This is a genomic window from Falsiphaeobacter marinintestinus (assembly GCF_007923355.1).
In the GTDB taxonomy this organism is placed as follows: Bacteria; Pseudomonadota; Alphaproteobacteria; order Rhodobacterales; family Rhodobacteraceae; genus Phaeobacter_A; species Phaeobacter_A marinintestinus.
Window position 1 is genome coordinate 321,157 of the sequence record NZ_VOGO01000006.1, and the last position, 15,599, is coordinate 336,755.

Consider the following 15,599-nt stretch of genomic DNA (forward strand, 5'->3'; position numbering starts at 1 on the left):
CTCTATCAGATCACCAGAAAGCTGTCCTGATCGATGCTCAGCCCGCTTGTGAGGGTGGCGAACTGGATGGCTGCTGTACGCCCGGGCGAAAGTCCCAGGCCCAATCTTCTGCCAGGCACTTACAATCGAAAGTGGCGCCGTTGTGAACTCGACTTGCTCGCGGCGGCAACCGAGCAACAAATGGGCGTGCGGCCCAGCCACCTTATCGGGTAGACCGTAGAACACTTCAGTACGTCTGGAACGGCGTCAGAACGCGACAAGATTTGAAATGGCCCATTTGATTGCGTGTTTACCACGACAAGGTAGACAAGCTTTGGAACAAAAGCGGACGACCGATTGTCCTATAAATTTCGATCCAGGCAGGTCTGCTCAGTCCGACATCAGCCAGCCATCCGGACGGCTGTCCGCATCAGAAACGGTTCCATTGGGATTGGCCAGAACGTCATTGAAAATCACCTCCTGATAGTTATGCAATGAGGTGTCCAGTTCGACGTCACTTTGCGAAGTCACAAGGTATTCGCAATAAGCCGCTATCATCAGGTCGCCAATTATGGTTTCTGGGTTGCCGGGCAGGCTGCTTCTCAGATCGTTTCCCAACCCCCGGGTTGCGGGCGTGCTGGTTGCAGCGTTGCCGACTTCATCAATCAATCTGGCCTGATTTATGGTCTCGCCTGTGCCCTGGGGTTGGATCACGTCCAGCACACCTTGCATCGACGGACACTCATTAGTGTCGGCCAAAGCAGCGGTCGGAAGCAGAGTTGCAGCAGCAAGGATGAGACTGACGCGCTTCGGATTGAACATGGCAAGATCCTGAAATTGTGCGGTTCTGAGGGACATCGTTCTGAAGCACTGAGCGCTGCGGCTGATGTCGGGTCTCTCAAATATGTACTATTCGCCTTCGCCCGATCAAGCGCAGAGTGGCATCTTGGCTGTGGTTCACTGGCTTCTGATCTTTCCGCACTGCTCGCCAAGCTAGCTGTGACGAGTAGTACGGATATGGAAAGTCGGCTAGCGTCAAACGGGTTCAGGAGGTGGATACTTTTGACCTTGATTCGAGTTCGGGAAGTGGTGATCACCACTGCGATATTCGCCGGTGTTGTTCTGGTGTTGATCTGGCTGCTGGCGTTTTCGCGGCTGTTTGCTGAACCACGGGGGTTTCTTGCCGCGCAGGTTCTGTCGGAACGTCTGGCTCAAAAAGTGTCTATCGACGGTGGTGTCAATGTGTCTTTCGATCCGGGGTTGCATATTGTCGTTCGCGATCTGACCATATCCGGCGATGCGACGTCCGGCGCAGAACTGGCAAAAGTTGCCCAGATTAGCTTTGCGCTTGACTGGCGAAACTTGCTGCGCGGAAATCCACGGCTGAGTGAAATTCACATCGTCGGGGTGCGGGTCGAGGTGTTGGCCGACTCTGACGGCCCTGCGGATTGGGGCGTGTTGGGAATTGGTTCTTCGCGCCAGAGCAACAGCTTGCAGGATATTGTCACAGATCATCAAATCGCATTCTCTGATGTCGGGCTTCTCTATAAGAATGCCAAAAACGGCGTCGATCTGAACCTGCAGATGTCGTCGATGGTCGTGGCCCAAGGCAAGGAACAGGCGCCTTGGACACTGCAGGGCAAGGGCAAGCTGAATGGGCAGGCGCTGACGGTCGATGGATCGTTCCCGATCGTTCAGCCTTTCACAGTGACGGCGGTGTTCGATCAGATAAACTTGAAGATCGACGGCTCCCCGGACCCTGATGGGTATGCCTCGGGGGTCACGGCGAAACTTTCGGTTGAGATCGCCAAACTTGCCCATCTTCTGGACATTCTGAAGCTTAAGAAATCAATCTCGGGCAAGGGGACCGTTCATGCCGCATATAAGTCGTCCGGCGGCAAGCACAGTCTGGATGACGTGAAGGTTCAACTGGCGCTGGATGGCGGACAGAGTTTGGACTTGTCAGGTGATCTGGGCGAGCTTGGCGATCTGAACAATGCGACCCTTAAGGTCGACATCAGCCTCTATCCGCCCGACGCTCTGCCCGCGCCTGCAAAGCTGCGCCGTGATTTGAAACTGACCGGTTTCGAGATGGATCTGACGGCCCAGCCCGGCGGCGTCCCCCTGCGCACGATGAAAGTGCAAACCAATGGTTTTGTCCTTAACACTCATGGCAAAGGCCCGCCGCCGATCACAGTCTCGGATATCATGATCACACCCGACGGGTTGCTGGATTTTGGTAAAGTCGGGCTGCGGATCGGGCCGCCGGGTGACTATTACCTCGTGTTCGACGGATCGATCAGCGACGCGCTGCGTTTGGAGGGTATCGCATTTGACGCGACGCTTGATCTGCCAATGAGCGTTCTTTTGAACGCTGAGCAGTTCAAAAACGCCGGTGAACTGGGCAAAATCGTCGGCGGTTTTCACCTGAGTGGGACGGGCAAAACACTGGCGCTGTCGAAGTTGAGCGCAAAGACCCAAGGCACGGACGACGTGAAACTGGATGTCACGGCGGCGTCCGGCAATGTGCTGTCACTTTCAGGTATATCTTTGGATCTGAGTGCCGAAGTGCCTTCAGGCGCAAAGCTGCTGTCCGCGCTGAAGCTGGCGTCGGTGCCGACCGGCGACATAAAGTTCGATACAAAGTTTTCCGGTGACGAACAGAAATGGCAGTCGCAGACTCAATTCTCGGTCGCGCAGTCGAACCTTGATGTGTCGTTGGCTGCGGAAACCGGCAAACCCAATCCACATGTGGACGGTCAGATTGTCAGCGACCTGATCCGACTGAAAGACGCTAAACATGTCTTTACGATGGCGCGCGAAGTGTTTCCCCGTCGCGCCAAAAGCAAGTCGGGCGGGATTTTCAGCGATGTGACTCTGGAGCCCGTGACCACCCAGGTTCTTCAATCTGGTCTTGATATGGATGTGAAGATCGATCTGAAAAAATTGGAAGGCGTGGTGGGGACGTCGTCTGTCAAAACCGACTTCACCCTGAGGCGTGAAAAAGCGCAGCTTGGGCCGGTGAAGTTTGAATATGACGGCGGGCATTTTGACGTCACCGGATCTGTCGACCTAGTGAAGAATCCCGACATCGTCGCGATCAAGGGAAGTGCCGACGGCTGGAACTTTGGCACCATTCTGCAAGAACTGAACGTCAAGCAGCGCGGCAGCGGCGTTCTGAACGCCAACTTTGACCTTGCGGGGGCCCATAAATCGGTCATGGGGTTTGTGACGTCGGCGACTGGGGATATCCTGATTTCGATGCGAGACGGCAGAATCCATACGCGCCTGTTGGATCTGGCGGGTCTGGGCTTTTTCCCGTGGCTGTTCTCGGATGCGCACGGCAAGGTCGCGCCGATCGCCTGTCTGCGCGGGCCATTGCGGTTTGATCACGGGCATATCGCCGTCAAGGAGGCGGCGCTGGAAACTGATAAGGTGCAGGTCGTGGTGACGGGTGACATCGATCTGGACAACGAAACGATTGATGTAACCGGCGAACCCCGGCCGATCGGCAAACCCCTGTCGCGCAGCCCTTGGCCATTTGTCGTGTCTGGTCCGCTCAAACATCCGAAACTGGGTTTGAAGAAAGGTCCACACCGGCAACACCGGGCTGACGGCAAGTCCACAATGCCGACGCATCGCAAACCCTGTATTGCTGACATACTGCAGCTTCGCTAGACGAATTGCTTGTCATATCAGATGGGCTCAGAAGCTTTCACCCAGCGCCATGTAAAGCAATACGCGGTTGTTGAGCAGGGCGGCCTGGGTCTGGATCACGTCGACTTCACGATCGATCTGAAGTTGCTAAAGAAACAAAAGCCCGGTCATATCGATGGTACCTTGATAATATCGGTCATTTACCAATTCCAGTGCCTCGGTCGAATCCTTGAACGCGTTGCGCCAGTGCGCAAGCTCCTGACGCAGCACTTTTTCGTTGGCCAGTGCGGTTTCGACCTCGTTAAAAGCTTCGAGGACGGATTGGCCATATTCGGCAACCGCCGCACGTTGTTTGGCCGACATGCGGGCGATGTTTGCTTCAATCGCACCGCCTGCAAAGATCGGCTGTAACAAACCAACGCCAATCCTGAGAAATTCCGGGTTCGCGCCCAACAGGGCCAGATTTGGTTCAAACAAGGTACCGCCAGCGGTGTTCAATGTGATGCTCGGCAGACGGGTCAGACTCGCCTCTTCGGATTTGAAGAAGGCTGAAATCACCTTGTTGCGCGCCGCTGATATGTCAGGGCGGCGATCCAGCAAAGACAGCGGCAGGCCCGAGGCGGGTATCGCAGAGGACATACTGGGAAAGCTTGAGGACGGTTTTAACGTCAGGCTGGGGTAGCGCCCCAACAGGACCTCAAGGCTGCCAATCGCTTCGTTCTGCGTGGTTTGTATACCGCTTGTCGCTGCCTTGGCCGCGGCCAAACGTGATCGTGCCTGAAGCACATCAAAATCCGAAACCTGCACGGCAGCTTCTTTTTCGTTCGTCAGAACCAGCAGGTCGTCATAGTTTTTCGCCGCTTTCCGGCTGACCGCGATCAGGCGCACCAATTCGACATTGGCGATCCAGCTTCGCGAGATGGTCGCGGCGATCGACTGCTGCAAATACCGCGCATCGTCGGCAACGGCCCGGGCCAATGCGGCTGAAGAGGCCTGACTGGAGCGAAGTTTGCCCCAGATATCCACTTCCCAAGAGGCGGCGACAACGGCCCCTGATTTACTTCTGGAAATGTCGCGATTGGTAAGTTCCGAGCTTTGGCTGCCAGCGTCCAGCCCCACCTGCGGTAACAGCGGTGCACCGGCAATCACGGCGGTTTGTAAGGCCGCTTCGACCCGGGCGGCAGCGGCAACCATATCGCGATTGTTTTGCAGACTCTCCTGCACCAGCGCGGCCATGTTTGAGTCCCGGAACGACCCGACCCAATTGCCTTTGACGGCAGACGTAGGCACGCCAGATGTCGCCCATTTGGACGGGATTGTGGTGTTGACCGGCAAGGCCTCTTGCAGCAATTCAGCGTCGGTCTGCGGCGTGGTAAGTTCACAGCCCAAAACTGTCATCATCGCCAAGCCGACGCCGATCAGCCTGCCAGTTGAGCCTCGTTCCATGGTGTCTCCCAAACTGAGCTTAAAGCGGTAAAGGATAGACCCGGCGGGCCCAGGTATAGGTTCGCAGCGATATCTGACCGATCCAGGTGAAAGGGCTGTCGCTGGTCAGGATAAGGGTGGCCCCGCCGACGCCGATGCCAAGGCGAACAGTTGGGTCATCCAGCGTGATTTTGATCGGCAGACGCGCCTCGGTATGAAGCGGAATGTCGGGAAACAGGGGCAAGTTGCCGGGGGGCGTATATTGCCCGCGTTTGCTGGCCTCCCAGATTTCCTCAACCTTGCCGGTGAAGTGCTTGCCTGGATAGGTGTTGATCGCGACAACAACCGGCTGGCCGACCCGCACGTTCATCAGGTTTTCCTGCCTGTACGCCGCGATCAGATAGGGGTCCTGATTAAGGATCAGCGACGCAATGGCCCCGACGCGCAGAACACCTGAAACCATTCCTTCCTGAACCTGAAGGTTGATGATCGTGCCGTAATTGGGCGCGCGCATTTCAGTTTGTTTTAGGTAATACTGTGCCTGTTTCAACTGGGCCTCTGCCTGAATGACCGTGGTGTTCACCCCGTCGAACTGAGAGTCATAGGTCAGTTCGGCGCGTTTTTGCGATTCCTGAGCTTCCGCCAGCTAAGCCTGAGCGGACTCAACACGGGCCGTCCACTCGTCAGCGGATTCCTGAGAACCGGCCCGCTGGGACGCCAGCGTATCAAAGCGCTTTTGTTGAATCTGCGCAAAATCAAGCTCGGACTGGGCGCGTATGACGCTGTCCTTGGAAATTGCGATGTCAGCTTGCAGGACTTTGACGTCTTGCTTGGCGGCAACAAGGCCTGCTTGGGCGGCATCAACCTGAGCCTTGTAGATGGTCTGGTCGAACACGAACAGCAGATCGCCTTTCTTGACCGGCATGTTGTCCTGCACATGCACTTCGGTGACCATTGTCGGTTCGGGAAGTCGGGGAACCAACTGGATCGTGTGGCGCACAACCCGCGCATCGCTGGTGAATGGTGACTGCATCCGGGTGCCGACCAAAGGCACAATCAGCAAGTGCAAGACGAAGAAGGCCGATACGAGACCCCAGGCTGGGGTGAAGCGCATCCATTTGAACTTGAAAAAAATTAGCCAGACAAGCGAAACATAGACCAGCGTTATGGCGACGACACCCATCATGGCTCAGATCTCGGGATTATCGCGTGGCGCGGGGGCGTCTGTCGGGGGCGTCTCATCCGGTTCCGGTGCGTCCACTTTCCCGTATGCCACTTTTTTCAGATGGGCAATGTCGCGCTTGAAGGCCTCGGCCTCTTCATCGGGGAAGCGGCGGATATCAACCACGTCGATGGGTTTGAACGTCCAGATGAAGGCATTGATCCAAGGGATAACGGCCAGAAACCCCGCCCATCCCATCGCATAGACCGCTCAGCCTCGGGATGGTTGCGCGCGACCGCGATGCGGCCCGGAAGACCCAGCAACCATGCAAAGGCGGCAAGCCCGCCAAACACGCAGGTCATCCCGCAAAGTAAAGTGATGATATCTCAGAAGTAGTACGAGTTTTGGATCGCGGCCCAACCGCTTTCAGCGTTATCCATACCCACTCCCGACAGTTACTACCGGATGGATTGCGAAGGGCCACAGCGCGACTAATCTTCGGGTACACAACGCTTCCGGTACTCGTGTTGCGTTCATCACTCTCTGGACTAGATGACGATTCGTCCAGTAATTGATAACGGTTAGGGGCATCTTTCTATTTTGGGGATGATCGCATCGAACACGGCGACCAATAGCAGACCAGTTTGAGGAGCAGCTAGATGGCCAACGACGAAAAAAGCACACCGGCAAGCCGCCTTGTGCGGGTCATCGAAAGCCCTGTTTTCCGGATTGTTGTTCCCCTGTTGATTGTCGCGATTTCAGTCTTTGTTCTCCACAAACTGGCGTCAGAGGTACACTGGAGCGACGTCAAAGCGGAAATCGATGCCAGCACGTGGACAACGATAGCAGCTGCCGTGATGTGGACAGCGGTGAGCTTTCTGGGGTTGTCATTCTACGACATTCTGGCGGTTCGCAGCGTGGCCAAAGAGCGTATTCCCAGCTGGGTCGCCGGGTTGGCAGGCAGCAGCGGTTCGGCCGTGTCCAACCTGCTTGGGTTCTCATACCTGACCGGAACGGCCGTGCGGTACAGGGCGTATGCGTCGCTTGGGTTGGATCTGGGCCGGGTTGCAGGGGTCATTGCCACGTCATGGGTCGGCCTTTGGATGGGTTTGATTTTGCTGCTAGGTGTCTTCCTGACCCTGCACCCGGCAAACCTCTCCACGGTATTGCCGCTGGACTCGACCACCGAAGTCATACTGGGCACCGTGCTTTTGATCGGTTTGGCAGCGTTACTGTTGTGGCTGGCACGGGGCGGACGACGGTTTTCTTTTGCCGGCATCGAATTTGACCTGCCCAATGGGCGGTTGGCGGGGGGGCTGACCATCGCCGGCGTTGTCGATCTTGGGGGCGCTGCCCTGACATTGTATGTTCTGATGCCGCCCGACCTTGTCCAGAGCTTTCCTTATTTCTTTGTGGTGTTCGTCGGGGCCGTTGCGCTTGCCATGCTGAGCCACGCACCAGGGGGCTTGGGCGTCTTCGAAGCAGCAATCATCGCCGGAATGGGGGCAGCGGGACGCTCCGACGTTCTGGCGGCGCTACTGCTTTATCGGGCAATCTATACGATTTTGCCGTTTCTCGTGGCGGTCACCGGGCTTGGCATTGCGTGGGTGGCCACCGAACGGGGAACGGTCACCAAGACAGCGACGCTGGTTTATGACCTGACCCGCCCTTTTGTTCCCTTCGCGACTGCGGGCATTGCGTTGCTGGCCGGAACGATCCTGCTGATCTCGGGCAACTTACCGGCGGATACGACCCGACTGGGGGTGCTGCGTGACGTGGTCCCGTTGTCATTTATCGAAGCCTCGCACCTTGTGGGCAGCATTGTCGGCTTGCTTCTGATCGTGATTTCGCGCGGGCTGTTCCGCAAGCTTTACCGGGCCTGGGTCATCGCAATGATCCTGATGGTGGTGGGGTTTGTGGTTTCGTTGGTGAAAGGGCTGGATTGGGAAGAAGCGCTTGGATTGTTGGTGACCATCGGGCTGCTTGGCTTGTTTCGCTCGGCCTTTTATCGGGTTGAAAGCGCATCGGTGTTTCGCCTGAACGGCACCTGGATTGTGAGCCTTGTTACGCTGGTGGTCGCGATCACCTGGATCGGGGCGTTGTCTTACAGCAACGTAGAGTATCGCGACGCGCTTTGGTGGGATTTTGCGTGGCACAGCGATGCGTCGCGGTACTTGCGGGCAAGTCTGGTCGTGGCGTTTCTGTTGGCGGCCATTTCGCTGGATTCCGTTCTGTCCAACCGGCGCACGCCAAAACGCGGTGAACCGATCCCGGATGTGGTCCGCCAACTGGTTGCTGAAAGCGAAGACACCGAGGCCAATATGGCTCTGATCGGGGACAAGTCATTTCTTATCTCAGGCGATGGAAAGGCCTTCATTGCCTATGCGGACACCGGCACGTCACTGATCACCAAGGGTGAGCCGGTGGGCGCGGAAGAGCAGGGCCGGGACCTGATCTGGGAGCTGCGCGAACGCGCCGACCGCGAAGGCAAACGCTGTGCCTTTTACGCGGTTTCGCCCCGCTACCTGCCAACCTATCTGGATCTTGGGCTGTCGATCATGAAGATTGGCGAAGTGGCGCGGGCCGACCTTAAGGGTTTCACATTGAATGGATCCTCCAAGAAAGGCTTTCGCCAATCCCGCAACCGGGCCGAGCGGGAAGGGTATAGTTTTGAGGTCATTCCAAAAGAAGATCTGAGCCGGGTTCTGCCCGAGCTTAAGGCGATTTCGGACAGCTGGCTGGCCTCGAAGCAAGGTGAAGAGAAAAGCTTTTCACTTGGCGGGTTCGAAGAAAGCTATGTGTCGAATTTCGATCACGCGGTGCTGCGCGATCCGGACGGAAAAATCGTCGCCTTTGCGAACTTGTTTCAGGGCGGAAATAAGCACGAATTGTCGCTTGATCTGATGCGCTATGTTCCCGATGGCCCCGGATTTGCGATGGATGCGCTGTTTGCCGAGATGATGTTGTGGGGCGCGGCGCAGGGATTTCGCTGGTTCTCGCTGGGATCGTCCCCATTTTCGGGCATCGACAATCGACAGCTTGCGTCGTTCTGGAACCGGGTCGGCGGGTTTGTCTATGAGCATGGCGAGCATTTCTATCATTTCGAAGGGTTGCGGTCGTTCAAAGAGAAGTTCGACCCGGTCTGGGAGCCGAACTATCTGGCCAGCCCCGGCGGGTTGGCGGTGCCGCGCATTCTTTATGAAGTGAACGTTTTGGTATCTGGTGGCATTCGCGGATTGGTAAAGTGAGGGGCTCTGCATGACTGGACGTTTCAGCGACCATGCGGCGAACGAGCGGACCTTTCTGGCATGGGTTCGCACGGCTATTGCTATCATGGGGTTCGGCTTGGCTGCCGCGCGGCTTGGCAGTCAGCACGTCGATGTGACGACCGAAAGGTTGATGTTGGCAGCCGGCGGACTTGTGATCGTCTGCGCCTTTGTCAGGATGCGCCACATGCGAAGGTATATCTCAAAGTCAGGCGAACTCGGACAAGAAGAAATGCCGGCCGACACGCTACTACTGGTCCTGATCGCGTCGCTGGTTGTGCTTTTGGGCACGTTTGCCGTGCACGTGGCGTAGGGGTACCGATGATGTCCCGGGTGCCTTTCACGCTGTTCTTTCTGTGCGTCATGATCTTGGCAAACCTGTTGGCAGGCACGTTGAGCGAGGTAGGGCCGGAAAGCAGCGTGTCCGATTGGGGGATCAGCCACCTGAGTGTCCGACAGGGCGACCTGTTTCGTCTGGTGAGCGGCACGTTCCTGTCGCATCATTTCAGCATGTTCATACGTCAGGTGGCCTTTGCAGCTGTTGTGATCGGCGTGTACGAGTGGACCCAAGGCACGTGGCGCGCGCTGGCCATGTATCTTTCCATCGATATCGTCGGCACTTTGCTGGTTCTTTTTGCGATCCTGCCGGGGCTGGTTTTGCTTCACCCTGCAATCGATACGCAGGCTCTTGCGGTGTTTGACGTCGGCATGTCCGCAGGTGGGTTCGGTTTGATCGGGGCGCTGGTTGCGTTGCAAAAGCACCGCTGGCCAATTTTGCTGGCCGTCTGTGCTGCGATTTTCGTCAAGGTCTGGATCTCTTTTGACCCGATTGCGGATTCCGCCCACTTTTTGTGTCTTTTCCTGGGGTTTGCGGCTCAGATAGCGTTAAGCGCGTTCTCCGACAAACGGGACGCTGCGCAACTTTGAAACTTTCGTAGACAATTGAAAATCAGGCCGTAATCTTGCCCCAAACCTGATAGTTCGCAGCGGGTTTGCAGGGATTGAAGAGGCATGTTGTGACGGGACCAATCGCTGACGCAGTAGACGCTTTGATGTGGCAGGCGTTTGGTCTGATGCTGGTGATTGTTGTGCCCGTGATCGCTTTGACCCTGTTCATAGCGTGGCGGTACCGCGCATCGGGCGGCTCCGGAACTCATCAACCTGACTGGGACCATTCGCGCGCTGTCGAGATCACCGTTTGGGGGATACCTGTTTTAATGATCGCGATCCTGGCCACATGGGTCTGGGAAAAGACCCACGCGCTGGACCCTTACAAGGTGCTGCCGGGGGCAAAACCCTTGCAGATCGAGGCCATCGCGCTGGATTGGAAATGGTTGTTTATCTATCCTGAACTAAACATCGGCACGGTGAACGAACTGGCATTTCCGGTTGGGCAGCCGGTTACGTTCCGGATCACGTCCGAGGTTGCGATGAATTCATTCATGATCCCCGCGCTGGGTGGGCAGATCTATGCAATGGCGGGGATGGAGACAAAGCTTAACCTTCAGGCCAACGAGACCGGAACCATGCAGGGACGCAACATGCAGTTTTCCGGCGATGGTTTTGCCGGACAGACGTTTGAAGCGCTGTCCATGTCCCAAGACGATTTCGAGGCTTGGGTTAGCAAGGTTCAAGACAGCGATACGCCGCTTGACCACGCGACCTTCGCTGAGGTCCGCAAGCCCAGTGTCGATGCACCTGTCAGGTATTTCTCGACCGTGCCACCGGATTTCTTTTCGAAACGTGTCGCGCACTTCATGGGTATGGAGCATGAAATGATGCACGGTACAAAGGCGGCAAACGAATGACGGAACATGTCTCACTCCTGCTGGGTCGTCTGGGGCCGGATGCGTTGCCGTTTTATAGCTGGGTGGCGTTCAGCGGGGCGCTGGTAACTCTGGCCGGTGGCGTCGGTTTTCTGGCGGTCGTGACATGGTTGGGTCAGTGGCGCGCACTTTGGACAGGATGGCTGACTTCGGTCGATCACAAACGCATCGGGATCATGTACATCGTTCTGGCGCTGGTCATGCTGGTGCGCGGCTTTGTCGATGCGATCATGATGCGCCTGCAACAGGCATTGTCTTACAACAGTGACGGCTATTTGCCCCCCGAGCATTTTGAACAGATTTTCAGCAGTCACGGCACCATCATGATCTTTTTCATGGCCATGCCGTTCATGACCGGGTTGTTGAACTACATCATCCCGCTACAGATCGGCGCACGGGATGTGGCTTTTCCCGTCCTGAACGCGATCAGCTTCTGGCTAACGGCGGCCGGTGCCGGGCTGATGCTGATCTCACTTGTGATCGGGCGGTTTTCGACGGCGGGCTGGACAGGATATCCGCCTTACTCTGGCGTCGAATTCACACCCGGTGTCGGAGTCGACTACTGGATCTGGTCGATTATGGTCAGCGGGGTCGGCACCACGATGACCGGGATCAACTTTGTCGTCACGATCTTGCGCAAGCGGGCACCGGGCATGCTGCTTATGCGCATGCCGATGTTCACCTGGACCGGGCTGTGTTCCAGCATCCTGATCATTTTTGCCTTTCCGGCCCTGACCGTTGCGACCGGAATGCTGGCGTTGGACCGAACGCTGGGGATGCATTTCTTCACCAATGACGCCGGCGGAAACATGATGAATTACATGAACCTGTTCTGGATCTGGGGACATCCAGAGGTCTACATCCTGATTCTGCCTGCCTTTGGTATCTTTTCAGAGGTGGTTGCCACGTTCTCTTCCAAGCGTTTGTTTGGGTATCCGTCGCTGGTTTATGCCACGGCCGTGATCGCGATCTTATCTTTCACCGTGTGGCTGCATCATTTCTTCACTATGGGCGCAAGTGCCAATGTGAACGCGGTTTTCGGGATTGCGACCATGGTGATCGCGGTTCCAACCGGCGTGAAAGTGTTTGACTGGCTGTTCACCATGTTTCGGGGGCGCATCCGGTTCGAACCCCCGATGCTGTACACCATCGGTTTCATGTGCCTGTTCGTCATCGGAGGCATGAGCGGCGTGCTGCTGGCAATTCCGCCGATCAACTATTCGACCCATAACACAACCTTTTTGGTGGCCCATTTCCACAACATGGTCATCCCCGGCGTGCTGTTTGGCTATCTTGCGGGCTATATGTACTGGTTTCCCAAGGCCTTTGGATTTCACCTTGACCCGACATGGGGAGCACGGTCGTTCTGGTTCTGGCTGATCGGGTTCCTGCTGGCCTTCATGCCGCTGTATCTGCTGGGCCTGATGGGGATGCCGCGACGGATGGAGACCTATGGCAATGCCGAATGGCAGCCGCTGCTGATCGTCGCCTTCATCGGCGCTTGCCTGATCCTGATGGGCATCGTGTGTCTGGTCATACAGTTGTGGGTCAGCATCAAGTATCGCAGAGCGTTGCGGGACACGACCGGCGATCCCTGGGATGGGCGAACTCTGGAATGGTCGATGCCCTCCCCGCCGCCAGAGTGGAACTTTGACGCCGTGCCGGTGGTCACCACACGGGATGCCTTTCACGAGGCAAAGTACTCCGGTACTCCCATGAAATCCGTCCCGCAGCCCGGAACGTTGCACGTGCCCCGCAATTCGGTTGTGGGACCCTGCATGGGATTTGGCGGATTCTGCGTCGGGTTCGGGGCCGTCTGGTTCATCTGGTGGCTGGCGCTGGCAGGCTTGGCGGTTGCCGTAGGCGCACTGATCGGACGGGCCTTTGTTCAAAACACGGAACGTGAAGTTGCCCCCGACCTCGGAGCAAAGACGACATGATCGCAGCATCTGACGCCGTTGAAGAACAGATCGACAGCGAAACCGAATTCGGCTTCTGGCTTTACCTGATGAGCGATGCCGTTCTGTTCAGCCTGATCTTTGCCACCTTCGCAGTCATGTCGACAAATCTGGCCGGAGGGCCCGGTGGGGCAGACCTGTTCGACATAAAGAACCTTGCGGTGCAAACCGGGTTGCTTCTGATCAGCAGCCTGACCATTGCACTGGCGCATCACGCGGCGGTTGGCGGACACGTGGCGCGTGCTGCGGTTTGGTTGGTGGTGACTTGCATTCTGGGGGCGGGTTTCCTTGTGCTTGAGGTGCGCGAGCTAACGGAATTCGTTGTAAAAGGGGCAGGACCGGACCGCAGCGGGTATTTGTCGGCCTTTTTCACACTGGTTGGCACGCATGGGTTGCACGTTACCGCCGGTCTGATCTGGGCCCTGACGCTGATCGTACAGACGACATTAACACAGCCCGGGCCGCGACTGCTGTCGCGTTTGTCGCGCCTAACGCTGTTTTGGCATTTTCTTGATATCGTGTGGATCGGGGTGTTTTCGCTGGTCTATTTGCCGGAGTTCTTGTGATGCAAGAGATGCGCAAAATTCTGATCGGCTTTGGCCTGGCCGTTCTTTTGACGGCCCTGCCTTTTGCTGCTGTGGTCGGCCATTGGGTGCCAAGAGACGCTACGCTGTGGTTGATCGCCATAGCAGCCGTTGTGCAGATCCTGGTTCACCTGCATTTCTTTCTTGGCATCGGGTTTACTGGCCCGCACCGCGAAAGGCTAAGCTCTTTGATCTTCGCCTGCGTGCTGATCTTTATCATGATCGGCGGAACGCTGTGGGTCATGGGTAACCTCTATCAGCGCATGATGTGATCACGCGCTGATGACAAAGACCTGGCGTTTCAATGCTTGAAGCGGTGCCGACCCTAATCACTGCCCTCGAGCTTATCCAGAAACTTGTAGTCCAGCGGGGGGTCATCACAGATGCCCGGGCCACATTCCAGCAAAGTGGTGCCGGCATTGGCGACACCAAGGAACAGCATCAGAAAGAAAGCGCCTTTGGCCAACCCACTGCCACCAAAGCGTGCCGTTTGGTCCTGAGCGTCGTTGGGTGCATACTGACTTTCGGACAACAGCATGACCGCCGTGCCGACGATGATCAGGAAAAAGCAGATCCCAGCCCATGTGTAGTAATGCATGCCAAGAACTGGTGAGCCATAATGCCCGGTCCCCGGAACGATATGAAGCAGGATCTGGCGGATCGAAACGCTGACGCCAAAAATCGCGGCGATCAGCATCAGGCCATAGTGCCGCGGCTTTGGGCCATACAGCAGGTTGAGACCCAGGCCAAACCCCACAGCAACAAATCCGACTCGTTGCAAAAGGCATAGCGGGCAAGGCAACTCATACAAGAGAAACTGATAGAAATATGCCGCGATCAGAACGACACACACGGCCAGCATCCCCAGCGCGTTCAGTGTTCTTGAGGTTTCCATCGACAGTGTCATCGTGTCCCTCTCAAAGCTGAATGGTCAGTTGCGTTGACGCATGAAAATCAAGCCAGTACGCACTGATCGCGATTGTCACGGCGAACACGGCATACGCGACTTTGCGCATGTCGAAATAGGCAAGCACCATCGTCAGCGACAGTAGTGCGAAGAGCAATGCAATCATTTCTTTCCCCTACAGAAAGGTGTCAGACTTTTGTCGTGCTGTGCCCCTAGTCGGATGATTTGAGACAGCAGGCGTTTTGACTTCGATGAGCCATTGCGCGTCTGTTTTCAGTTAAACAGCGGATTTGGTATGCCGCAAGCGCCTTGGTTTCTTTGCCCTTCTGTGTCTAATCCAGCTCAATCAGGGTTGGTTGGCCTCGGCCGTCAAAACATCAGACAGATGGCAGGTTTGGCAACGCCATCCTGCGCGGTGGAACGACTGGCAATACGTTGGAGGGCAGCGAGGTCGTCGATTGGGTGCCATACGTCGGCTTGGCAGCAGGCGTCGCGGTTAGTCTCACCGAAAACGATGTACGCTCCGGGAATACCACTGCACCCAATTCAGGCTGCGATACGTTTTTATCAAATGGTAGCGGAGGAGGGACTTGAACCCCCGACACGCGGATTATGGTTATACCATGGGAGGTCACGAGTCTGTGTTGCATATACGTTTCTACAACGTTCATGCGACGGGTAAACACCAGCCGGAACCGCGACCTCGTAGAGTGTTCGGAGTTTTGAGTCCCACTTTGTTCAAAGTCAGAGGGTTAGGCTGTTGAATGTCACTGAGAACTGACCCGGTATCGCCCTGAATTGTCACTGAGAATTGACCCATGTGAACACACTTCCC

General features: G+C 56.5%; 15 protein-coding genes. 8 read left to right on the forward strand and 7 right to left on the reverse strand.

The genetic code is table 11. The features are described 5' to 3' along the window. Positions 1 to 369: 369 nt before the first annotated feature. Positions 370 to 801, reverse strand: coding sequence for a hypothetical protein (locus tag FOY56_RS15135; protein ID WP_146346694.1), 432 nt, complete (start codon positions 799 to 801; stop codon positions 370 to 372). Between the two features lie 240 nt (positions 802 to 1,041). On the opposite strand from FOY56_RS15135, the gene FOY56_RS15140 reads away from it, so the two are divergent. Beyond that, entirely contained in the window at positions 1,042 to 3,657 is a 2,616-nt protein-coding gene (locus FOY56_RS15140) for an AsmA family protein (protein WP_186766340.1), read from the forward strand. A 126-nt stretch (positions 3,658 to 3,783) separates the two neighbouring features. Here the strand turns inward: FOY56_RS15140 and FOY56_RS15145 are convergent, their stop codons facing one another. From FOY56_RS15145 to FOY56_RS15160, 4 genes are all read right to left on the reverse strand, one after another. Continuing rightward, a complete protein-coding gene (locus FOY56_RS15145) occupies positions 3,784 to 5,082 on the reverse strand; it encodes a TolC family protein (RefSeq protein ID WP_146346696.1) in 1,299 nt (432 codons plus the stop codon). Positions 5,083 to 5,101: 19 nt separating this feature from the next. Continuing rightward, complete coding sequence (locus FOY56_RS15150) at positions 5,102 to 5,611, reverse strand: HlyD family secretion protein (protein ID WP_146346697.1); 510 nt, start codon at positions 5,609 to 5,611, stop codon at positions 5,102 to 5,104. A gap of 96 nt (positions 5,612 to 5,707) precedes the next feature. Beyond that, the gene (locus tag FOY56_RS15155) at positions 5,708 to 6,247 is read right to left on the reverse strand and encodes an HlyD family secretion protein (RefSeq protein WP_146346698.1); all 540 of its coding nucleotides are present in this window, start codon (positions 6,245 to 6,247) and stop codon (positions 5,708 to 5,710) included. 3 nt (positions 6,248 to 6,250) lie between these two features. Then, positions 6,251 to 6,481, reverse strand: a complete 231-nt coding sequence (locus tag FOY56_RS15160) for a hypothetical protein (protein WP_146346699.1) — start codon at positions 6,479 to 6,481, stop codon at positions 6,251 to 6,253. Positions 6,482 to 6,882: 401 nt separating this feature from the next. Between FOY56_RS15160 and mprF the strand changes: the two genes are divergently transcribed. From mprF to cyoD, 7 genes are all read left to right on the forward strand, one after another. Next, positions 6,883 to 9,471 carry a bifunctional lysylphosphatidylglycerol flippase/synthetase MprF gene (mprF, locus tag FOY56_RS15165; protein WP_146346700.1) on the forward strand — a complete coding sequence of 863 codons (2,589 nt, stop codon included), beginning with the start codon at positions 6,883 to 6,885 and terminating at the stop codon, positions 9,469 to 9,471. Positions 9,472 to 9,481: 10 nt separating this feature from the next. Next, positions 9,482 to 9,802: a YidH family protein gene (locus tag FOY56_RS15170; RefSeq protein ID WP_146346701.1), complete on the forward strand. Its 321-nt coding sequence runs from the start codon at positions 9,482 to 9,484 to the stop codon at positions 9,800 to 9,802. 11 nt (positions 9,803 to 9,813) lie between these two features. Next, entirely contained in the window at positions 9,814 to 10,416 is a 603-nt protein-coding gene (locus FOY56_RS15175; RefSeq protein ID WP_146346702.1) for a hypothetical protein, read from the forward strand. A gap of 89 nt (positions 10,417 to 10,505) precedes the next feature. Continuing rightward, positions 10,506 to 11,297: a ubiquinol oxidase subunit II gene (cyoA, locus tag FOY56_RS15180; protein WP_146346703.1), complete on the forward strand. Its 792-nt coding sequence runs from the start codon at positions 10,506 to 10,508 to the stop codon at positions 11,295 to 11,297. Next, a complete protein-coding gene (locus FOY56_RS15185; protein ID WP_186766341.1) occupies positions 11,294 to 13,255 on the forward strand; it encodes a cbb3-type cytochrome c oxidase subunit I in 1,962 nt (653 codons plus the stop codon). The genes cyoA and FOY56_RS15185 overlap by 4 nt, the downstream gene beginning before the upstream one ends. After that, positions 13,252 to 13,839 (forward strand): cytochrome c oxidase subunit 3, encoded by a 588-nt coding sequence (locus tag FOY56_RS15190; protein ID WP_146346704.1) that lies wholly within the window; start codon positions 13,252 to 13,254, stop codon positions 13,837 to 13,839. The genes FOY56_RS15185 and FOY56_RS15190 overlap by 4 nt, the downstream gene beginning before the upstream one ends. Further along, positions 13,839 to 14,129: a cytochrome o ubiquinol oxidase subunit IV gene (gene cyoD / locus FOY56_RS15195; protein ID WP_146346705.1), complete on the forward strand. Its 291-nt coding sequence runs from the start codon at positions 13,839 to 13,841 to the stop codon at positions 14,127 to 14,129. Before FOY56_RS15190 ends, cyoD begins: the two co-directional genes overlap by 1 nt. A 53-nt stretch (positions 14,130 to 14,182) precedes the next feature. On the opposite strand, the gene FOY56_RS15200 is transcribed toward cyoD, so the two are convergent. Beyond that, positions 14,183 to 14,764 carry a disulfide bond formation protein B gene (locus FOY56_RS15200; RefSeq protein WP_146346706.1) on the reverse strand — a complete coding sequence of 194 codons (582 nt, stop codon included), beginning with the start codon at positions 14,762 to 14,764 and terminating at the stop codon, positions 14,183 to 14,185. 10 nt (positions 14,765 to 14,774) lie between these two features. Beyond that, positions 14,775 to 14,930 (reverse strand): DUF5993 family protein, encoded by a 156-nt coding sequence (locus tag FOY56_RS23615; RefSeq protein ID WP_186766342.1) that lies wholly within the window; start codon positions 14,928 to 14,930, stop codon positions 14,775 to 14,777. Between the last annotated feature and the right edge of the window lie 669 nt (positions 14,931 to 15,599).